Origin of the sequence: Paenibacillus sp. FSL R7-0189, assembly GCF_037969925.1 — a bacterium.
Classification (GTDB): Bacteria; Bacillota; Bacilli; order Paenibacillales; family Paenibacillaceae; genus Paenibacillus_AQ; species Paenibacillus_AQ odorifer.
Genome location: NZ_CP150223.1, coordinates 4,020,198 through 4,042,911 on the forward strand (window position 1 = coordinate 4,020,198; position 22,714 = coordinate 4,042,911).

At 48.7% G+C, this 22,714-nt stretch carries 14 protein-coding genes; 13 read left to right on the forward strand and 1 reads right to left on the reverse strand.

Going from position 1 to position 22,714, the window contains the following annotated elements:
- The first annotated feature begins 16 nt into the window (after positions 1-16).
- Together MKY63_RS17440 and MKY63_RS17445 are read left to right on the forward strand one after the other, a co-directional pair.
- On the forward strand, positions 17-1,723 hold the full coding sequence (locus tag MKY63_RS17440; protein WP_339809427.1) for an ABC transporter ATP-binding protein: 1,707 nt from the start codon (positions 17-19) through the stop codon (positions 1,721-1,723).
- Entirely contained in the window at positions 1,720-2,550 is an 831-nt protein-coding gene (locus MKY63_RS17445) for an energy-coupling factor transporter transmembrane component T (RefSeq protein WP_036683883.1), read from the forward strand. Before MKY63_RS17440 ends, MKY63_RS17445 begins: the two co-directional genes overlap by 4 nt.
- Before the next feature lie 54 nt (positions 2,551-2,604).
- Here the strand turns inward: MKY63_RS17445 and MKY63_RS17450 are convergent, their stop codons facing one another.
- On the reverse strand, positions 2,605-3,591 hold the full coding sequence (locus MKY63_RS17450; protein WP_036683880.1) for a Na/Pi symporter: 987 nt from the start codon (positions 3,589-3,591) through the stop codon (positions 2,605-2,607).
- 99 nt (positions 3,592-3,690) lie between these two features.
- On the opposite strand from MKY63_RS17450, the gene MKY63_RS17455 reads away from it, so the two are divergent.
- From MKY63_RS17455 to MKY63_RS17505, 11 genes are all read left to right on the forward strand, one after another.
- Positions 3,691-5,115 (forward strand): class I SAM-dependent rRNA methyltransferase, encoded by a 1,425-nt coding sequence (locus MKY63_RS17455; RefSeq protein WP_076297524.1) that lies wholly within the window; start codon positions 3,691-3,693, stop codon positions 5,113-5,115.
- A gap of 703 nt (positions 5,116-5,818) precedes the next feature.
- Positions 5,819-9,331, forward strand: coding sequence for a helicase-exonuclease AddAB subunit AddB (addB, locus tag MKY63_RS17460; RefSeq protein WP_339809434.1), 3,513 nt, complete (start codon positions 5,819-5,821; stop codon positions 9,329-9,331).
- Positions 9,332-9,333: 2 nt separating this feature from the next.
- A complete protein-coding gene (addA, locus tag MKY63_RS17465) occupies positions 9,334-13,395 on the forward strand; it encodes a helicase-exonuclease AddAB subunit AddA (protein ID WP_339813560.1) in 4,062 nt (1,353 codons plus the stop codon).
- A 40-nt stretch (positions 13,396-13,435) separates the two neighbouring features.
- A complete protein-coding gene (locus MKY63_RS17470; protein ID WP_036683873.1) occupies positions 13,436-14,617 on the forward strand; it encodes an exonuclease SbcCD subunit D in 1,182 nt (393 codons plus the stop codon).
- Position 14,618: 1 nt separating this feature from the next.
- The gene (locus MKY63_RS17475) at positions 14,619-18,035 is read left to right on the forward strand and encodes an AAA family ATPase (protein ID WP_339809437.1); all 3,417 of its coding nucleotides are present in this window, start codon (positions 14,619-14,621) and stop codon (positions 18,033-18,035) included.
- A 354-nt stretch (positions 18,036-18,389) separates the two neighbouring features.
- Positions 18,390-18,749: a histidine triad nucleotide-binding protein gene (locus tag MKY63_RS17480; protein ID WP_036683863.1), complete on the forward strand. Its 360-nt coding sequence runs from the start codon at positions 18,390-18,392 to the stop codon at positions 18,747-18,749.
- Positions 18,750-18,888: 139 nt separating this feature from the next.
- Positions 18,889-19,062 carry a 30S ribosomal protein S21 gene (gene rpsU / locus MKY63_RS17485; protein ID WP_036657994.1) on the forward strand — a complete coding sequence of 58 codons (174 nt, stop codon included), beginning with the start codon at positions 18,889-18,891 and terminating at the stop codon, positions 19,060-19,062.
- A gap of 15 nt (positions 19,063-19,077) precedes the next feature.
- Positions 19,078-19,521, forward strand: coding sequence for a GatB/YqeY domain-containing protein (locus MKY63_RS17490; protein WP_036683862.1), 444 nt, complete (start codon positions 19,078-19,080; stop codon positions 19,519-19,521).
- A 118-nt stretch (positions 19,522-19,639) separates the two neighbouring features.
- Positions 19,640-21,025 (forward strand): NfeD family protein, encoded by a 1,386-nt coding sequence (locus tag MKY63_RS17495; protein WP_076141827.1) that lies wholly within the window; start codon positions 19,640-19,642, stop codon positions 21,023-21,025.
- Positions 21,026-21,080: 55 nt separating this feature from the next.
- Positions 21,081-22,085 carry a flotillin-like protein FloA gene (gene floA, locus MKY63_RS17500; RefSeq protein WP_036683849.1) on the forward strand — a complete coding sequence of 335 codons (1,005 nt, stop codon included), beginning with the start codon at positions 21,081-21,083 and terminating at the stop codon, positions 22,083-22,085.
- Positions 22,086-22,103: 18 nt separating this feature from the next.
- Positions 22,104-22,682, forward strand: coding sequence for a hypothetical protein (locus MKY63_RS17505; RefSeq protein WP_076098529.1), 579 nt, complete (start codon positions 22,104-22,106; stop codon positions 22,680-22,682).
- Positions 22,683-22,714 lie beyond the last annotated feature (32 nt).

Genomic DNA, 22,714 nt, shown 5'->3' on the forward strand with positions numbered 1-22,714 from the left:
CAGAGGAAGGTCTCGGATGAAAAAAGTAATGATTGAATTTAAGGATTTCAGATTTCAATATCGGGCGCAGCAGGAACCCACACTGCAGGGGATCAACTTAACGATTATTGAAGGGGAAAAGGTGCTTATCGTGGGGCCTTCAGGTTCTGGGAAAAGTACACTTGCTCATTGTATTAATGGTCTCATTCCTTTTGCTTACAGTGGGGAAATATCAGGTTCATTACGGATTATGGGCCAGGAGCAGAAGGATCTGAGTATTGCAGAGCTGTCCAATCAGGTGGGTACCGTATTGCAGGACCCGGATGGACAATTTGTAGGATTAACGGTTGGTGAGGATATCGCCTTCAGTCTAGAGAACCATGTGGTTCAGCAGACAGAAATGAAGAGTAAAGTGGCGGCTGCCGCAAGAGCGGTGGATATCCATGAATTTCTGGCTTCTTCTCCTCAGGAGTTATCGGGTGGACAAAAGCAAAAAACGACCTTGGCAGGTGTTCTGGTAGGTGATGTGGACATCCTGCTCTTTGATGAACCGCTGGCAAGCTTAGATCCTTATACCGGTATAAAAGCGATTGAGCTTATTGATCGAGTGCATAAAGAGACAGGTAAAACCGTTATTATGATCGAGCATCGTCTTGAAGAGGTGCTGCATCGGGCAGTGGATCGTATTATTGTGATCCATGAAGGACGTATTGTGTCGGATATGCCGGCTGCAGAACTGTTGAGCACAACCCTACTTTCAGAAGTTGGCATTCGGGAACCTCTCTATTTAACGGCTTTAAAGTATGCCGGATGTTCGATTACAGCAAATATGAATCCGCAGCATGTGAACGATATAGAGTTGGAGGCGTGTTCTAATAAACTAAAGATCTGGTATGAGTGCAATCAGTCACGCCAGGATAAGCTGGATAGCCCACCCATCCTTGAGCTTAGCGATATTTCTTTTGGATACGAAAAAAATCAGCAGGTGCTAGATAAGCTCAATCTCTGTGTTCATAAAGGAGAGATGGTCTGTATAGCGGGGCGAAATGGAGCTGGAAAATCTACAGTTTCCAAGCTTATTTGTGGCTTCTATAAACCTACTTCCGGATCGATACGGATGCATGGGCGCGATATTGCTCAGGACACGATTAAGGAGCGGGCAGAGCGGATCGGTTTTGTCATGCAAAATCCCAATCATATGATTTCTAAGACACTTTTATATGACGAGGTCGCTCTAGGACTTAGACTCCGAGGTTGCTCTGAGGAGCTAGTTCGTGAACGTGTCTATCAACTCTTGAAGGTGTGCGGACTTTATGTTTTTCGCAGCTGGCCTATCTCGGCGCTTAGTTATGGCCAGAAGAAACGGGTCACGATTGCCGCCATTCTGGTACTGGAGCCGGAAGTGATCATTTTGGATGAGCCGACTGCTGCTCAGGATTACAGGCATTATAACGAAATGATGGAATTTCTCTTGATGCTGCGGGGGCAGGGGATGACGGTCATTATGATCACGCATGATATGCACTTGATGCTGGAATATGCCGATAGAGCTATAGTGTTAGCTGATGGCGTGAAGCTTGCGGATGATAGCCCTGAGAGAATATTAACGAATACTGATGTGGTAAAAAAAGCGAACTTGAAAGAAACCTCGCTTTTTGCCCTAGCTGTAAAAGCTGAACTGAAACAACCTGAGGAGTTCGTTAGAAGGTTCATTGCGTATGATAGGAGGAGCCGAGGCGGATGAAGGCCAAAATGTTAACATTTACGAAGCAGGATTCACCTATTCACCGTCTTACCGGCGCTACTAAGTTGATTTTATTTGTAGTGTGGTCTGTGACGGGGATGATTACATATGATACAAGATGTCTAATTGTGATGCTGTTATTTAGTTTGCTTGCCTTTAGAATTTCCAAAGTCCAATTTCAGGATTATGCTTTCGTATTATATTTCATCTTGATTTTCTTTTTGCTTAATCATATAGCTATCTTTATCTTTTCTCCTTTGGAGGGCGTACGTGTTTACGGTACACGTCATGATATTATGCACATTGCAGGCCGGTATACGTTAACTTGGGAGCAGCTATTCTATCAATTCAATATTGCCCTCAAATATGCAGTGGTCATTCCAATGGCACTATTGTTTCTTCTAACGACCCATCCCAGTGAATTTGCAGCATCCTTAAACAGAGTTGGAGTGAACTATAAAATTGCATATTCTGTATCGCTGGCTCTGCGGTACATTCCGGATATTCAACGAGATTATGAGAATATATCGTTTTCTGCTCAAGCAAGGGGAATAGATCTTTCCAGAAAAGAAAGGCTGCCTAAGCGGCTAAAAAATATCATTTCGATTCTGATGCCCCTAATTTTGACTAGTATCGAGCGAATTGAAAATATCAGTACCGCTATGGAGCTGCGCGGCTTTGGCACTGAGACAAAACGAACTTGGTATAGCAGTCGCCCGTTCACGAGAGACGATTATTTTGCATTGGCTTTGTTTGCGCTGATTGGAATTTTCTCGACGGTGATCACTTTTTACGACGGTTCGCGGTTTTATAATATTTTCGATTGAAGTATAATAGTACAGTTGTGGAAAGCTGGGGTATAAAAAAACGGTACCTTTAAGCTAAGACTGAAGACGTTTTTCCAGTTTTGTCCATATAGGCAGGTAACATAATGGCAGTGCTAGAAGTGAGCAGACTACGTTGAAAATGGTCTGGGCGTGGGCGATTTGTGAAGCAGGGCCTCCACCAATCCATGCTGCACTTGCTTGTAGCAGCCCGATCATGGGCAAGAATAGTAGTGCACCGCCTACATTAAGCGCAACATGGGACCAAGCGACGAAGACGCCGGATGGCGTGCCGCCGATGGAAGCGATGACCGCTGTGACACAGGTGCCTACGTTGGCGCCTAGCACTATGGCTATACCTAGCTCAGGCGGCATGGCACCCGAGGCGGCAATGCTCATAGCCATAGCTATGACAGCAGCGCTGCTATGGAGCAGGGCTGTTAGGCACGCTCCAGCGGCGAGCCCCCATAGGGCACTTGTAGCGGCATGGTTTAGGAACCAGAGGAATAAGCCACTTTCCTGAAGTATTCCGCCGATAGACTGCATGACAGCGATCCCCCATAGGACGAGGGCGAAGCCTGATACAGCCAGACTGATAAATTGCAGTGGCGGGGATATTTTGTGGCAGAGCTCTGCCACTCGCGATGTAGGCGGCAGTTCGCCTGCAATAACTGCCGCTGCCCACAGACTGAGCGAGGCTGCCAGCAAGGGCGTGGCCATGGTATTGATCTGAAGTCCGATCAATTCTGTAGTTAATGTGGTGCCGATGTTGCTGCCCAAGATAATGCCAAGTGTGCGGGCATAGGTGAGCAGGCCGGCATTGACCATGCCGATAGTCAACACCGTTACAGCAGTACTGCTCTGGAGTAAGGCGGACAACAGGCTGCTGGCAATCATTCCTTTAATAGGTGTTGAGGTAGCTCTATTTAGGCTTGTAGTTAATAGAGGGCCTGCTAGCTTGGACAACGCCGTTTCCATCAGCTTCATGCCGGCTAGAAAGATAACAAGACCATATATGATAGGGAACAGCAAATCACTGAACATAGGGCATACTCCTTTGGACGAGGGTTGTACACCAATATATGAATGTATTGCATGGGACATGTATAAAAACATTTTTAGAAAAACAGGGAGTTGAAGTCATTGCCATCGGTTATTTTAGAACGCAATCGCAAAAAAAGACTGGAACAGGGCCATCCATGGGTCTATGCAGGTGAAGTCGCATCGGTAGAAGGAAATCCGGAAGCGGGGGGATTAGTAGATGTCCTTAATCATCAGGGGCGATTTTTGGCCGTGGGATATTACAATCCAGCGTCACAGATTCGGGTAAGAATTGTATCACAGGGACCCCTTGCGATCATGGATACAGCCTTTTTTGCAGAACGTTTTGCGAATTGTCTGCAACACAGAAATCGGTTCCTTCCGGGTGCGGATGCTTATCGCTTGGTTTATGGTGAAGCGGACTTTTTGCCGGGGCTTATTGTAGATCGATTCGGAGATATTTTGGTTGTGCAGCTGCTTACGCTCGGAATGGACAAGCGGCGTGCAGAAATCGTCGAAGCATTGGTGCAGGTTATGGCACCGCGCGGAATCTATGAGCGCAGTGATGTTAGTGTGCGCGAGCTTGAAGGTATGGAGCAGACAACGGGTTTGCTGTATGGGGAGTGTCCACGGCATGTAACTGTGAGTGAGAATGGCCTGAAGCTGGTCGTTGATATTGAAGAAGGCCAGAAGACTGGCTACTTCTTTGACCAACGTGAGAATAGAGCTTCTATTGCTCCGCTCATGAAAGGCTGGGGGGGACGAAGCGGCATTACGCTGCAGGAAATCGAAACTGAGGAGGGTTCGCTACAGACCTTGCCAGTTAATAAGAGCGGTAAACATGTAACGTTCCCTTATTGGGACGGTGCGACAGTGCTGGAATGCTTCTCACATACGGGCAGCTTCACGCTGCATGCCTGCAAGTATGGCGCGAAAAAAGTAACCTGCCTCGATGTTTCAGCGCATGCCATTGAGAGTGCCAAAGTGAATGTGGAGCTGAACGGCTTTAGCGATCGTGTTGAATTCGTAGTGGATGATGCTTTTGCATATTTACGGAATCAGGTTAAAGGACTAGAGGAACGTTCTGAACGGGCGACAGTTGCAAGTGGAACAGAGACGGCAGCAGCTGCTACAAATCCTAAATCCGGAGGCAAAACAGCCAAAACCGACACATCCAAGCCGATGACGGCAGGTGGAGGAAGAACTTGGGATGTAGTCATCCTGGACCCTCCGGCGTTTGCCAAAACCAAAAGTGCAGTAGCTGGCGCTTGCCGTGGTTACAAGGATATCAATCTGCACGGGATGAAGCTGGTGAACGAAGGCGGCTATTTGGTTACCGCAAGCTGTTCTTACCATATGCAGCCAGATCTGTTCCTCGAAACGATTGCCGATGCAGCTAAAGATGCTGGCAAGGTGTTGAGACTTGTGGAATGGCGGGCCGCAGGCAAAGACCACCCACAAATACTTGGCGTTAATGAAGGACACTATCTGAAGTTTGCGATTTTTGAAGTGCGGAGTAAAAAATAAGCCTGAAGGTCAAAAAGGTTTACAGTGCCAAGTAACAAATAGGATAAAAGGGCTGGACGTAGGGTGGCCGTGAGTCGACTGTAAGGCAAGTAGTTGCCAACGGACTCAGATGACTCTATTTAGCGTAAACAGCCTATTATTGAATTCTTACGGACCCCAAAGGCGCTATTGCTCTTAAAACACCCGTAATGCAACACATTTTCGAAGAATAGCATCAATGGGGTCCGAAAAGTTGCCAAAACATCACTGAATCCACGAATAACGGCTCCTGGGTCCGTAAGTAATTAATGAAACAAGCCTAGCCGAAAATGTGCAATTTGAACGCCGAATGCCGAATGCCGAATGACGAACGCTGAACGCTGAACGCTGAGCACTGAACGCCGAACAGTCTAACATTGACCATATGCTCTGACATTGGCAGCTCCTATCTAACGTTGCACATCTGGCATTAAAAACAAACTAAACACTCTAAAAAGCAAGCCGCCAAAATCCGGAGGTTTGCTTTTTTTTATTTGTACTCGTAGCTGTTATCCTTTGTAAAACATTAGAAAATACTAGCAAACACATGTTCCGATTAGTGTGGTTATGATATACTGAAGGGACGAGGAATCACTGAACTTTTTTAATTGGAGTGTAATCAATAGGTGGATATTTCACCTTGTAATTTATATATTTTCTCCGCTACGGAAGGAGTCTATCATTTATGTCGGTAACCTTTTTACTAGGCCGCTCGGGCAGTGGCAAGACAACAAAAATATGGGAATCTATCTCTTCTTCCTTAGAGAAGGAACCGCTTGGTGCGCCGATTATTATTCTTGTGCCAGAGCAAGGTTCTTTTGGAGCAGAACGGGGGCTTTTGACCGTAGGGAATGTGAAGGGAAGCCTTCGGGCGCAGACACTGAGTTTTTCGCGGCTTGCCTATCGTGTGAAGCAGGAAACTGGTGGCAGTGCAAGTCTGCCAATCAGTGATGAAGGTAAGAAAATGTTAATTTACAAAATCATCAGTCGTCGCAAAGAGGAACTGAAATTGTTCGGTGCCTCAGCAGACAGACCGGGTTTTGTGGAACGTCTGAACCAACTGCACACGGAGATGAAGCGTTGCTGTTTGGGTTCCACTGATTTAGAAGAGCAGTTGTCCGCTATGCGAGGAGCTATTGCAAGAAGTCCTATTCTTGAGGGTAAGCTGGATGATTTGCAGCTGGTATTCAGCGATTTAGAGAAGGAAATGTCACGTCTCTATATCGATGAAGAGGATCGTTTAGCAGAACTGGCTGAGCATATTCCTGATTCCTCCTATATTCGCGGGGCGGAGATTTGGGTAGATGGATTCCATGGATTTACTCCGCAGGAATTCGTAGTGCTTCGAGAATTGATGCAGCAAGCTTCGCAGCTGACCGTTTCGCTTACAATTGATCGTCCTTACCCATATGGAGATCAGTTGAATGAGCTTGAATTGTTTCACCCCACTGCGGTTACTTACATTAAACTGCGTGGAATAGCTGAAGAGCTGGGCATTGATGTGTGGGACGAGCTGCTGGAGCCAACGGTTCTTCCACGTTTTGAAGAAAGTCCAGTACTTGCTCACCTTGAACGGGGATATGATCGCCGGAAGGCCTGGATAGGTGCGGATGAACTGGCAAGAGAGGCTATATCCATAGGCGCCGCAGTTTCGCACAGAGCAGAGGTTGAGGGAGCACTGCGCGAAATGACTAGACTGGCGCGTGATGAAGGTGCAAAATATGGCGAAATGGCTGTATTGATGCGCAATATTGGCGATTACGAGCAGCTGATCCAACCGTTGTTCCAAGATTACGGAGTGCCATTTTTTCTGGACCAGAAGGTAAATGAGCTGCATCATCCGCTAGTGGAATTTATACGTTCCGCGCTGGATGTAGTGCGTCGTCGCTGGCGTTACGAGGATGTATTCCGTTGCGTAAAGACGGAGCTTTTGCTTCCGCTAGACGGTAGTATTACACGTGAGGATATGGATGCTTTAGAAAACTATGTGCTGGCTTGTGGGATTCAAGGGTATCGCTGGACGGATGGCCGCTCATGGAAAGGTATTCCTAGCTTGTCGCTGGAAGGCGGCAGACAGATGGATGATGAACTGCTTGCTACTATGGAACGATGCCGTGCTAGTATAACAGGTCCATTATTTGCTTTTGAGAAACGAATCCAGAAAAGCCGAAGCGGCCTTGAACTATGTACGGCAATGTACAAGCTGCTTGAAGAGACGGATGTTGCACAAAAGCTGGAGAAACTCAGTGTTAAGTCTATGGAGAAGGGCCAACCCGAGAAGGCTAGGGAACATAGCCAGTTGTGGGGTGCGGTACTTGATCTGCTAGATCAGATAGTAGAAATGATGGGCAATGAAAGACTTGAGTTTGAAGTGTTCACCGGAGTTCTAGAGACAGGACTTGCTGAGCTTAAAATGGGACTAGTTCCGCCCGCACTGGATCAAGTATTGGTCGGCAATATGGATCGGACTCGCCCAACAGGGGTTAAATACGCTTTTTTGCTTGGATTTAATGAAGGTGTTGTGCCTGCGCAGTTTAAGGAAGATGGAATTCTCTCGGAAGGTGAACGCTCCGTACTAGAGAATGCTGGAATGGAGCTTGCTCCCGGCGCTTCTCGTAAACTGCTGGACGAGCGGTTTCTGATCTATAATGCGCTAACGACAGGAAGTCAAAAGCTCTGGATTAGCTACGCTACAGCGGATGATGAGGGCAAAGCTCTCCTTCCCTCTGAGGTTATCCGGCATTTGCATAGAATGTTCCCAAGGGTTCAAGAGCATAGTTTGTCAGCACTTCCCCCTGCGGGACTACCGGCAGAAGTCGGAAATCCTATTCATCTCGGTTTCATTGGTCAACCAGAACAGAGTCTTCGCGCATTGATTATGCAGCTGCGGCAGTGGCGCCAGGGGACAGAAATTCCGGAGCTATGGTGGGATGTGTATAACTGGTTTACTAAGAACGAAAATCGTAAATTTCAACTGGAACGTTTGCTAAGCTCACTGTTCTATCGTAATGAGGGAACGAAGCTAAAGCGTGGCACAAGCCTCAGATTGTATGGTGGCTCAACACTGCGGGGCAGTGTGTCCCGGATGGAGAAATTTGTTGCGTGCTCATTTTCCCATTTTGCGTCCTACGGACTAAGACTGAAGGAGCGTCAGCTATATAAGCTGCAAGCACCTGATATTGGACAGCTGTTCCATGCTGCGTTAAGTGATATGGCGATAAGACTGAAACAAGAGGGACGGGGCTGGGGCAGCTTGTCTCCGGATGAATGTCGGCGTGAGGCCAGTGAGACAGTAGAGCGGCTATCTCCGATGTTGCAGGGTGAAATCCTAATGAGCTCCAAACGTTACGGGTACATCTCCCGTAAACTTAAGAATATTGTTGGACGTGCTTCTGTGATTCTGGGCGAGCACGCCCGCCGGGGCAGCTTTGAGCCAGTAGGGCTGGAGCTGGACTTTGGACCGGATAAGGAGTTGCCGCCTTTAAGGATTACGCTGCCAAATGGCTGCGTGATGGAGGTTGTTGGCCGGATTGACCGTGTAGATATGGCCCGTGGAGAGAACGGAATTCTTCTGCGGGTAATTGATTATAAATCGAGCCAAAAGGATCTCAAGCTGCATGAGGTGTATTATGGATTATCGCTGCAAATGCTGACTTATTTGGATGTGCTGCTAACATATTCGGAGCAATGGCTGGGGCAGCCGGCACTTCCAGCCGGCACACTTTATTTCCATGTGCATGATCCGTTGTTGACCTCATCCAATGGGATGAACAAGGAACAGGCTGAGCAAGAGCTGTTGAAACGCTTCAAGATGAAAGGACTGCTTACAGCAGATCGTGAGGTTGTCTCCCTGATGGATACCACTTTAGACAAAGGGTATTCTTCTATCGTGCCTGTAGCAGTAAAAGCTGACGGCAGCTTTTATAGCAGTGCTTCAGTAGCTACACCAGAGCAGTGGGGTCATCTATTATCCTCCGTTAGAGGGACAATTTCGGATATCGGGACACGGATTACAGAAGGTGATGTGGCGATTGAGCCGTACCGAATTGGGCAGGAGACCGCCTGCACATTCTGTTCCTTTAGACCTGTCTGCCAGTTCGATGAAGCTGTGGAAGGCAACAGCTATAACAATCTGGGTAAGCCAGGGAAGGACGTTATATGGGATCTGCTGTCCCGCAAAGGAGGAACTACACCTTGAGTATGAAGGCTGAAATAGAAGCGAAACCGGAAGGAAGTATATGGAGTGATGACCAGTGGCGCGCCATTGCGGAGAGCGGTGATGACATCCTCGTTGCTGCGGCAGCAGGTTCCGGTAAGACGGCGGTGCTGGTAGAACGGATTATTCGAAAAATCAGTAAGGAAGAGAACGGCTTCAGTGTAGACAGGCTATTAGTAGCTACGTTTACCAAAGCTGCGGCTGCCGAAATGCGGCAGCGGATCAGGGAAGCCCTTGATCGGGAGCTGGAGGAGAATGGGGAGAACGTCTATTTGCGCCGTCAGCTATCCCTGCTGGGCAAAGCTTCGATTACAACGTTGCACTCCTTCTGTCTGGAAGTGATCCGGCGTTATTATCAAATGATTCCGATTGATCCGGGTTTCCGCATATTAAATGAGCATGAAGCGGAGATGATGCGGCAGGAGCTGCTCGAAGAGTTGCTGGAGGAAAAGTACGGTGAAGCAGGTGCGGATGGCGAGGATAGTATATTTGTGCAGCTCGCTGATTGGTTCAGTGGTGAACGCAGTGATGATGCAGTGCATGCGCTCATACAGCGATTGCATGATTATGCCCGCAGCCATCCTTGGCCTGCGCAATGGCTCCGTGATACTGCAGCTGATTTCTCATTGCCAGACACCGAAAGTCTGGGTGGAACGCCATGGGTGCTGAGCATTCTTGAAGAAGCGAAGCTGACACTTGCGGGCGCAGCCAGTCAGCTGATTCAAGGCCGGGAGATTGCACTGCAGCCGGGCGGTCCGGCACCCTATGCTGAGAATTTAACCGCTGATCTTGAGATGGTAAATGCACTGCAGGATGCCGTAAACGAACGACCTTGGGCAGAATTATATGATATTTTCATGGAAGTATATTTTGGGAAATTAAAGGCTTGTAAGAAGGATTCGACAGATCCTGGACTGCAGGAAATGGTGAAGGAACTGCGCGACAGTGTGAAGAAGAGTATTTTAGATCTTCAGAAAGCATTGTTTGGCCGTCCGCCTGAGGTTTTTTTGAAAGAGCTGAACGAAGCGGCTCCACTGATGGCAGAGCTTGCAGAGACAGTGATAGCATTCGGTGAACGTTATAGAATTGAAAAAGCCGGAAGAGGTCTAGTCGACTTCAGTGATTTGGAGCATTATTGTCTGCAAATTCTACGCCATCCGGACTCTACGCCCGGTCATTCCCTGCCTTCTGATGCAGCTATGGAGTACCGTGCTCAATTCGATGAGGTTCTGCTGGATGAGTATCAGGATACGAATAGCGTGCAAGAGGAGATTGTGCGGCTAATATCCCGTGAAACACCCGGTAACCGGTTTATGGTCGGAGATATGAAGCAAAGTATCTATCGATTCCGTCTGGCGGAGCCGGGGCTATTCCTGGATAAATACCGCAGCTTTGGCTCACACCAAATCGATGATCTATCTGAAATTACTAATGAATCATCTAGCGGTAATGAATCATCTAGCGGTTCGGTCATCGATCTGGCCCGTAATTTTCGCAGTCGCATGGAGGTTGTAAATGCCGTGAATATGATCTTCCGGCAGATTATGAATGAGACGGTAGCGGAGATTAATTATGATGAACGCGCTGAGCTTGTTTACGGAGCGAATTTCCCAGGTGCAGCAGAGAAGGGTCCTGATACCTTTTTTGCACCGGAGTTATTATTGATTGATCGTGGTTCGGCAGCAGGGAAGTCAGAAGAGACCTCTGAAGACGGTGAGGCGCCACTTCAGGAGAGTGAAGCCATTGAGAGCGAGACGGCGCAGCTGGAAGCGCGGGCAATTGCCCGGCGTATTTCACAAATGACGGGGATGACCGGTGGATCGCCACTGCTTATCTACGATAAAGGACTCAAGATTATGCGTCCGGTTATTTACGGTGATATCGTGATCCTGCTTCGCTCGGCAAGAATCTGGACCCCTCTAATCATCGAAGAGCTTCGGATGGAAGGAATCCCTGCTTATGGTGATCTGAATAAAGGTTATTTTGAAGCTACAGAAGTGGAAATTGCACTTTCCCTCTTAAAAATAGTTGATAATCCTCAGCAGGACATTCCGCTGGCTGGCGTACTTCGTTCACCTGTGGTCGGATTAACGGAAGAAGAATTGGCTACGGTGCGTATGTGTAGTCAGGGTCCTTTTTTTCAAGCAGTACAGATGGCGGTGGATATGCAAGATGCAAAAGAGGCTGAAGAAGAGTATGACCTCTTCTCGGCTCATGTGATTGAATCCGCAAGCACCGTCGAAAATAATGTTTTACCTGATAAAGATCTGCCGCAGATCAGTCCAGAACTGAAGCGCAAGCTTAAACATTTCCTAGAACAGCTGGAAAGCTGGAGAAATGCGGCTAGACAAGGTAGTCTCAGTGAGCTGATCTGGCGTATCTATGGGGAGAGCGGCTATCTGGAATGGGTTGGAGGACTGCCTGGAGGCTCGCAGCGCCAGAACAATCTTAAAGCTTTGTATGATCGGGCTGTGCAATTTGAGAATGATACCGCAGCACGCGGATTGTTCCGTTTTCTGGTGTTCATTTCACGGCTTCGTGAGAATGGCGGAGATCTGGGTGTAGCTGGCGGTGGCGGTGAAGAAGGCAATGGCGTCAGAATCATGACCATCCATAAATCCAAAGGTCTGGAGTTCCCTGTTGTTTTTGTAGCCGGGATGGCAAAACAGTTCAATCGACAAGATTTGCATTCGCCATTTCTTATGCACAAAGAGCTTGGCTTTGGGCCACGTTTTGTGGAACGGGAAACGCGAGTTAGTTACCCAACACTTCCTTATCTGGCTATTAACCGGCGTACACGGCTTGAGTTATTAGCTGAGGAAATGCGTGTATTATATGTGGCGTTAACTCGTCCGAGAGATAAAATGATTCTAGTGGGCACCGTAAGAGATTTGCCACGCAAAATCGCTAGCTGGAGCAGCGTACAGAACCGGGATGAGCTGCTGCTTGCAGACCATCTGCTGGCCCGAGGGCGCAGCTATTTGGATTGGGTTGGACCGGCATTGATCCGGCACCCTGCTGCGGCGATTCTTCGTAAGCTGGGCGGTTCAGAAGGTACCGTCTCCACGGTGCTGCACAACGATGTCTCCAACTGGAGCATCAGTGTGCAAAATGCTTCCGAACTTAATTCTGGGGCGTTCCTGCCAACGGATCAGACTGAAGATAAGGTAGAGGAACGGCAAGCTGTACTCGAAGCACTGCATAAGGGTGAATCTGTAAATATATATGAAACAGAGACTAGCGATGAAATTGCTAGAAGACTGGAATGGAATTATCCGTATGCGGCAGCCTCAGGTATTCCGGCTAAAACTTCTGTTACGGAGTTAAAAGCGTTGTTGTCATTACAGGAGCAGCCCTCTTTTGATCTGCTGGAAGAAGGCAATTCTACAACCTCAATAGAAAACGATAAACGTCCAAGTGTTGCAGGTGCGGACAGTCTTCATTTGCGGCGTCCGAAATTTATGGAAAAACGCAGTCTGACCCCAGCGGAACGCGGGACAGCATACCATACAGTCATGCAGCATATTCCGCTGGAGGGTTCAGTTGATCCTATGGTTGTGGAAGAAACCTTAGCCCGACTTCAGAGAGTGGCTATTCTAACTGCTGAGCAGGTGGAGGCTGTAGCTCCCGATCAGATAGAAGCTTTTTATAATAATGAACTTGGACGTAGATTAATAGCTTCTTCTTGGAAGCTTAGAGAAATGCCATTCAGTTATATGGTTCCCGCAGGTGAGGCTTATCGAGGGCTCGATTATATGAATGAAGCCGTCTCGGAGCTTACCCCTGAGAACAATAAGGAAGGCTTTAGTGAGGCTGTGCTAATTCAAGGGGTCATTGACTGCCTGTTCCGAGAAGAGGACCGGATTATTCTGCTAGACTATAAGACGGACTCTGTATTAGAACATCAGGGCGGCCTAGAAGCACTTAAGGAAAAATATCGTTTTCAGCTAGAGTTATACAGCAAGGCATTACATGATATTTTGGGAGAACCGATCAGCGAGATTTGGCTGTACTTTTTTGACGGCGATCATGCTGTGAAATTATAAATTATTCATTGCCGCATAGGAGCGGGGAAAGAGGACGAAGATGCGGATATTGCATACGGGGGATTGGCACTTGGGCCGTACGCTGGAGGGAAGAAGCCGCCAGAAGGAGCAAGAGCAGTTCATAGATGAATTGGTGGAGATCGCCGATTTTCATAAGGTGGATTTGATTATGATGGCGGGAGATGTGTACGATTCCGTTAATCCACCAGCGGCTTCGGAGCAATTATTCTATGAGGCTGCTGCCAGGCTATCTTCAGGGGGCAGGCCCCTTGTGGTGATTGCCGGCAATCATGACCAACCGGAGCGCGTATCTTCAGTCTCCCCGCTTGTATTAAGGCAGGGGATTACCTTGGTAGGACTTCCAACCTCAGAGCCAGTGACAGTTCATGCTGCGCGCACGGGTGAGATTGCCAAAATCGCAGCCCTTCCCTATCCCTCAGAGGCACGTCTTGGTGAGCTGCTTGCTGGGGACAGCGGGGAAGAGGAGCTTCGACTGGCTTACAGCGCACGGGTAGGCAAACTCATGCAGCTGTTGGGAAGGGAATTTACCCGACAAACCGTAAATTTGGCGATGAGCCATATTTATGTGCTGGGTGGTGTAGAGAGTGATTCGGAACGCCCGATTCAAGTGGGTGGGGCTTACACTGTAGATCCTTCTGCTTTATCCTGTGGAGCGCAATATACTGCCCTAGGCCATCTTCATCGCGCTCAGCGTGTTAAAGGGGAAGGGATGATCCGTTATAGCGGATCCCCGTTGGCATATAGCTTTTCGGAAGCAGGACAAGCCAAGTCGGTGACGCTGATTGATGTCGCGCCGGGCGGTGAGCCGACCTTCGAAGAAATCTATCTACGCTGTGGGCGTCCACTTGTAAGATGGAGCTCTACGGGTGGATTGCAAGAGGTATATAACTGGTTGGATGAAGGTAGAGATGCTTCTGCTTTTATAGATTTGGAGATTCGGCTCAGTGAAGCTATGTCGATGAATGATATTCAGCGCCTGCGTAAATCACGTGAGGGGATCATTCATATTCGTCCGATTTATCCGCAAATGGAGCTGGAGCTCGAACAGATTTCCCGTTCACGTATGCCTGTACAAGAATTGTTCCGTAAATTCTATCAGCGGCAGACGGGCGGGGCGGAGCCGGAGGATCGTTTGATTGAGCTGTTCTTACAGCTAACCGAAGAAGAACGGCAGCAGCCGGAGGAAGGAGAGGAGAACTAAGGTGAAGCCTATTTTATTAAAAGTTGCAGGATTGCAGAGTTATAGAGAAATGCAGGAAATAGATTTTGAAAGTCTGTGTGAGACCGGGCTGTTTGGGATTTTTGGACCTACGGGCAGCGGCAAGTCCAGTTTGTTGGATGCTATTACTTTGGCGATGTACGGGAAAGTAGAGCGCGCCGTTAACGGGACACAGGGGATTATGAATCACTCTGAGGATTCACTCAGCGTGGCGTTTACCTTCGAGCTCACTTCCTCTGCTGGGGCACATCGTTATCGTGTTGAACGTAAGTTCAAGCGGACAGGTGAGCAAACAGTCAGCAACACCATTAGCCGTTTCATTGAAGTCACACCTGACGGGGATAACGTTATGGCGGATAAACTCGCAGATGTTACACGTTGTGTGGAAGAGCATATTGGACTCAAAATGGATGACTTCACGCGAGCAGTTGTATTGCCGCAGGGGAAATTCGCCGAATTCTTATCGCTTCGGGGCGTAGACCGCCGACAAATGCTGCAGCGCCTGTTCCATTTGGAACAGTATGGCGATCAGCTTGCGTTGAAGCTTAGCCGGCGGGTGAAGGAGAATGAGGCTGCGCTCCGCGCGCTCGAAGCGGAGCAGCAGGGGCTTGGCAGCGCAGGCAAAGAGGATGTAGAGGCAGCGGCGGAGCGCCTCGAACAAGCAGCCCAACATGCTGTGGAATGCCGCCGCAAGCTGGAGGCGGCGCTGCAGGTCGCGGAGCGTTTCACGCGCATTCGCGAGCTGCAAGAGGAACGGACCCGCCGCGAATTGCAGCGGCAGGGACTGCTCTCCAAGGAGGAGGAGATTCTCCTCCTTGAACGGAAGCTCGGCCAAGCTGACGAGGCCGAGGCTAGGCTTCCCGCGCTGAAAGCATGGCGAAGCGCGGAAGAAGCCTTCAAGAGCCGATTGACCCGCGCGGAGGGTCAAGAGGTGCTGGCCGCCGCTGCCGAGCAGGAGGCGGCGCATGCCGCTGCGGCCGCGGCTGCTGCGCAGGCCGCGCTTGCGGCGGAAGAGCCGGCCCTCCGGCAGGGGGCCGACACCTACCGCCGCGCGCTCGAGCTCGAGTCCGAGCTCGGCGCCCTGCGGCGCGAACTCGCGGCTCTGCGCGAGCGCCGCGAAGAGGCCTCCCGCAAGCTGGCGGAGCTGCGGGAGGGCATGGCCCGGGAGCGTGAGCTTTTGGCCAAGGGCCAAAAGCGCCAGCAAGAGCTGCAGCAGAGCTTGCAGCCGCTCGGTGTCCGCTCCCAGGAGCGGCAGTCTCTGCAAGAAGCGATGCAGAGACTGCAAGGGCTGCACTCCGCCGAATCCCAGTGGGATAAGGCGGAGAAGGAGCGCCGCGAGCGTGCCGCTGCACTCGCGGCTGCGCAGGCGCGACTCGCGGAGGCCGAGGGCCGTCGCGAGCAGCAGGAAGCTTCTCGCGGGCAGCTGATCCGCGAGGCGGCGCTGCATCAAGAGAAGCTGCTAGCGACAGAAGAAGCTGCGCGCACCGCAGCAGAAAGCCTGGAGCAACATATCAGTTCTTTGGAAGCAGCCCTCAAGGGGCATGAGTTGCACAGACTGTCGCTTGGATTGGCTAAAGAATTGGAAGCAGGACAACCTTGCCCTGTATGTGGCAGCGAACACCACCCGGCCCCTGCTGTATTGCAGGATAACCTAGAGCAACAGGAACTGGAGTCAAAGCTTCAACAGGCTCGGGTGTTGTCCAGACGTGCTTTGGAAGCACGCCATATGTTCCGTGGTTTAAGGGAGCAGGACCTGGTTTGGCTGGAGCAGGTGTTTGGTGATGGAGCTTTTGATACGGTAAATCATCCTGCAGCGGCAGGTTCAGAAGTCAGTACTACAGAGGTTTCCTCTACCGATATGTCCATCCCAGATGAAAAAGCTTTGGCAGAACTTGATGCTGCATTTTTAGCATTAAAAAGCCAGTCTGGAGAACTGCGCCGTACAGCGATACAGTGGCAGCAATCGATGCAGGAAGTTCAGCAGCTATGCCTCAAAGAAGCAGCAGGTGCCGAAGGTGAGCGAAGCTGGGTAGAAGGTCTTACCGCCAAAGCCAAGGAACTGAGTGGCCAACTAACCGCTTTGCGGCAGAACTGGGTACAGCAGTTCCCTGATTTGGCACCGGAAGAGGTAGAAAAAGCTTATCGTGAGCTGTTAGCCAAGGATGCTCAAGCTGAGGAAATTAGATCCCGACTGGAAATCAGTGTCAAGTTTCTGGATGAGAAAAGCGCTTCGGTACAGAATCTTCAGGAAACTATCACCGGACTCGATAAAGAGCTTACTCAGTGGAATACACAGATGGAAGGCAAAGAAGAATTGCAGCGTGAAAAAGAACGGCGTCTTCTAGAGTGGACTAATGGCCGCGCTGCTGCCCCACTTCTAGCAGAGTGTGAGCGTCGTCTGCAGGAATTGTTAGCAGCTGTGGAGACCAGCCAACGATTACATCTCACGGCAGCGGAAAAAGCGCAGCATGAGATCAAGGAGGCAGCGATTACCCGCCAGGCTGCAGAATCTGCTCGAGAGCATTATGTGACTTCAAGCCATCTGTGGGAGCAAAGCTTAACCTCTTCACCGTTTAGTTCGGCCGCTGAGGTTGAAGGAGCAGCTCTCGCACCTGAAGAGCGGGAAATTTCATCTTCTCGGGTACGTGCCCATCGTGCTGAAGAAGCTGAAGTCTCATTGCAGCTGCGCAATATTGAAGAGAAGCTTGATGGAGCCAGCTTAAGTGAAGAGGAATGGCAAGTTAGCCAGGAGAGCTTAAGCGCGTGTAAGTCAGAGGATGAAATGTCTCTGCAAGCAAGAGCGCGTGCAGAGCGAGATCTAGAGGATCTGCGGCATCGGCATATTCGCTGGATGGAGCTTGAAGCCCAGCGGCTAGAACATGCTTCCCTACAGGATCATTTGTCCAAATTGCAGACGGTTTTACGTGGAAATGCTTTTGTTGAGTATATTGCGGAGGAACAATTGATGCAGGTGTGCCAGTCTGCTTCTCAGCGGCTTCGTTTCCTGAGCAAACAGCGTTATGCGCTGGAGGTTGATTCGGGCGGTGGCTTTGTAATCCGTGATGATGGAAACGGTGGTGTAAGAAGACCGGTCTCCACGCTTTCCGGCGGAGAGACGTTCTTAACTTCCTTGTCACTTGCACTTGCTCTTTCGGCACAGATTCAGCTGCGGGGGCAGTATCCATTGCAATTTTTCTTTTTGGACGAAGGTTTTGGTACGCTGGATCCGGAATTGCTCGATACGGTAATTACCTCACTGGAAAGACTGCATAACGACCAACTGTCTGTCGGCATTATCAGCCATGTTCCAGAGCTTCGGGCACGACTGCCACGCAAGCTGGTAGTAGTACCTGCTGAACAGGGTGGAGGGGGATCTCGGATCCTTTTGGAAAAAATGTGAAGATCTACAATGTGTGTGATTCTTATCACAGATACAGTATCAACGCGCTGTTATAATACAGCTAAGCCGACATTACTTTAGAAACACCTCGGCGGACGTATGGCAGGGAATGAACTCCTTTTCATACGTCCGCCGCCGAATCAGCTTTATAAGCTGTGAAGGGTGTTTCTCTTTTTTTTGTCTTTTTTAGGCCTAACGGTGTTGATATATTTATTTAATGGTTCATTCTGTAACAGATACAGTTTGGTGCTGATTATACTGAGTTTGCTTGCTGCTTTCGTAATTGATGATTATCCTGTATGATTATCTTATGATGAAGTGGAATTTCACCAATTTTTAGGAGGCAAGCACTCTATGGAGACCGTGTTTAGCAAAATTATTGAGGGTACTATTCCTTCCAAAAAAGTATTTGAGAATGAACGTATTCTTGCATTTTACGACATCGAGCCGGCTGCACCGGTACATGTGTTGATCATTCCCAAGAAGTTCATTGCTTCAATGAATGATGTTACACCTGAGGATCTTCCGCTAATTGCTGAAATCCACAGTGTAGCCCAACAGATCGCCAAAGACCTTGGGATTGCTGAGTCTGGTTATCGTTTAATCAATAATTGCGGGCCTGATAGTGGACAAGCTGTGCCTCATCTTCATTATCACCTGCTGGGTGGAGCCAAGCTGGGTGCGCTCACTGGAAACTCAGCTTCCCACGCATAGCATAATCATTTAATGTTGAAGAACTTGCCAGAAAAAAGAATAGCACGAAGGTTGACACGTTATTTCCGTTTGACCTATAATGGAGTTTGATAAACCGTGTTATGCTCTTGGACGGTATGGTCGGAGGGAGGGGAAACCTGTGTCTGAAACGAAAGTTCGCAAAAACGAGACAATTGATGCTGCACTTCGTCGCTTTAAACGTTCCATCGCAAAAGATGGTGTCTTGGCTGAGGTGAAGAAACGCAAACATTACGAAAAGCCGAGCGTTAAGAAAAAGCTGAAGTCTGAGGCTGCTCGTAAGAGAAAGTTTTAGGAGGATTACCCACGCATGAATCTTAGCGAGAGATTGAACGAAGATATGAAGCAAGCGATGAAGAGTAAGGACAAGTTCACGCTCTCCACGATTCGAATGGTTCGTTCTACAATAAAGTATCTTGAAATAGATCTGAAGAGAACATTGGACGACAACGAAGTGCTTGATATCCTTAGTCGTGAAATCAAACAGCGCAAAGATGCCCTCCAAGAATTTGAATCAGCGGGTCGCGACGAGCTTGCCGCGAGTACAAAAGCAGAAATCGAGATTATTATTAAATATCTTCCCGAGCAACTTTCCGAAGAAGAAATTAAAGTAATTGTACAGCAGACCATCCAGGAAACCGGTGCTTCTTCGAAGAGCGAAATGGGGAAGGTCATGAGCGCACTGATGCCTAAGGTCAAAGGTCGCGCTGATGGTAAACTCGTGAACCAGGCGGTTCTGCAATTTCTGCAATAATATAGCACTAGCACCCCTTGTAAAAGGGGTGCTTTTCTATGTTATGAAACGTAAATCCAATTTCAGCGTATTAAGGGTTATGAGTTCTGGGTCAAGCTAAAGAAGGGAGGTAAAATCATTGAGAAGATTACGGAAAATACTGTTAGCTAGCATTCCTGTGGTCCTGCTGTTACTCCTCCTGACACCCTTTGCAACGAATGTAAGCGCTGACGGGACAGCCCCGAAAACACCGGGGGTTACGAACAGTGAGCTGAAACAAGGTCCCGTGTTTATTATTCCGGTAGATCAAAAGATTGAACGGGGTTTGCAAAGCTTTTTGGAAAGAGGATTTGAAGAAGCCGCTAATTATGGAGCAGTCCTTATTCTACTAGAGGTCGATACACCTGGAGGGCTGGTGAAATCGGCAGAAGAGATTGGGACGATGGTAAGAGAGAGTGAAATACCAACAGCTGCCTATATTAAAGGTGATGCCGCTTCTGCAGGCAGTTACATAGCACTTAATGCAGGTGCAATAATCATGAAGCCGGGCAGTATGATCGGTTCTGCTTCTTTGGTAGACATGAATGGTCAAAAAGTCGATGATGCCAAAATGATATCCTACTGGAGATCTAAAATGATTGGCGCTGCTGCTCTGAATGATCGTGATCCAGACATTGCCGCTGGTATGGTGGATAGTAATTTGGTCGTGGATAAGCCAGAGCTTGGTGTGACTAAGACACAGGGAGAAATCATTGCCTTGTCTAGTGAAGAAGCTTTAAAAGCTGGTTACGCTGATCAAATTACAGATACCCCTGAAGAAGCAATTCATTGGCTTGGATATACTACAGACGACATCTTTCGCGTAGAGCATACCGGTGCGGAAAAAATGTCGCAATTTCTGACCAATCCGATTATTATGACGATTCTGCTGTTCATTGGGATTACAGGCGTTGTAATTGAACTGATTGTTCCAGGCTTTGGTGCGCCAGGAATTATCGGGACATTGGCTTTTGTGCTATATTTCTTCGGCAACTATGTTGCAGGATTCGCCGGAGCGGAAACTTGGCTCTTGTTTATCATTGGGCTTGTCATGCTTGTGCTGGAGCTCTTTGTGCCTAGCTTCGGAATATTGGGGCTGCTCGGCTCTGTTAGCCTTGTAGCGGGTGTCGTACGAGCTGCTTACAGCTATAAGCATGCACTTCTCAGTCTAGGTATCTCTTTCGTAGCTGCGACTATAGTTGTAGTAATTGTTGCGGTCATTTTTAAAGAACGAGGGATCTGGAACAGATTTATTTTGAAGGAAAGCCTTACTAAAGATCAGGGATTTGTGCCCGTAGAAGAGAAGCTTAGCTTATTAGGCGCTACAGGAACCAGTATTACTCCGCTTCGTCCATCAGGAACGGCTATGATAGGCGGCGAACGTGTGGATGTTGTTACAGAAGGTAGTTTTATTAGTGCTAATGCACCGGTCTCTATTATTAAAGTAGAGGGCGGACGGATTGTTGTGAAAGAAATCAAGGAATAAGGTAAACACTGGAACCAATAACAGTTCTAGAATAAATTTACGGAGGTTATATAGTATGGGTGAAGCATCTTTGATTCCTATTCTGTTTATCGCGGTAGTGGTGATTATTGTATTAAGCGTGTTTTTAAGTTTCTTCCCGGTTATGCTCTGGATTTCTGCATTAGCGTCGGGCGTTAGAATCAGTATTATTACACTGGTGGCGATGAGACTGCGTCGTGTAACCCCAAGTCGTATCGTTAACCCAATGATTAAAGCGACCAAGGCAGGTCTTGGACTGAACATTAATCAACTGGAGAGTCACTATCTCGCAGGTGGTAACGTAGACCGGGTGGTTAATGCGCTTATTGCAGCACAACGTGCAGATATTCCTCTGGAATTTACTCGCGCAGCAGCCATTGATCTTGCAGGACGTGATGTGCTGCAGGCTGTGCAAATGAGCGTTAACCCTCGTGTAATTGAGACACCGGTTGTTGCGGCTGTTGCTAAGAACGGGATTGAAGTTAAGGTAAAAGCGCGCGTAACTGTTCGTGCCAATATCGACCGTCTCGTGGGTGGTGCGGGTGAAGAAACGATTATTGCCCGTGTTGGTGAAGGGATTGTAACGACAGTAGGTTCGAGTGATTCCCACAAAGATGTCCTTGAGAACCCGGATTTGATTTCGCGGACGGTATTGTCCAAAGGTCTGGATTCAGGTACTGCTTTTGAGATCCTCTCCATTGATATTGCGGATATCGATGTAGGCAAGAACATCGGTGCTTATCTACAAACTGAGCAAGCAGAAGCGGACAAACGTATTGCCCAAGCCAAGGCGGAAGAACGCAGAGCGATGGCTGTCGCTCACGAGCAAGAGATGAAGGCGCGCGTAGTAGAGATGAAGGCTCTTGTTGTAGAAGCTGAATCTCAGGTGCCTATGGCGATGGCTGAGGCGCTCAGAAATGGCCAAATCGGCGTGATGGATTATATGAATATCAAAAACATCGAGGCAGATACCCAAATGCGGGGATCTCTCGGCAAAATGAATGATCAGGACGACAATAACCGTCCTAACAATAATAAATAAAAGGGGATGTGAATCTCCATGAGCTGGATCTATATTATTGCGGTTATTATATTCGCGATCGTATCCAATGTGAATAAAGCAACTAAAAACAAGCCCAAAGGAGCTCCTCGCGGGGGGATGCCCACTTTTGGGGGCGGAGAGGATTCTCCGCTCCGCCGGGTAAAGCGCCCGGATATCGATGGAGGGCGCCAAGCGGAGTCTGGCAGTGGATTTCCTGCTCCTGTTAACACCTCTTCCCGGCAGTCGATGTCAGAGGATAACCGGGAGTATGATGCCTCTCCTGCCTTTCCAGAACCCGCGTATATACCAACTCCAGATTATTCTACTGGAGAAGGAATGTCTTTGGAGCATGCCGATGACGGAGTTGAATTACGCACACAAAGAATGCAAGAAGAGGTGCGGCGTCTTCAATCTGCTTTTGACGGGATAGCGGGTGCAGATTCCAAAAGGTCAAATAAGACTAAGAACACCAACTCACCCTCTGCGGCAGACCAGACACATGGAACAGGGAGTCGTGACGACCTGCGCAATGGTGTAGTCTGGGCAGAGATTCTGGGACCACCGCGTTCTCGTCAGCCGCATTCTACCCGAAGATAATATTTACGGATCATAGTAACAATAAAGCCTCG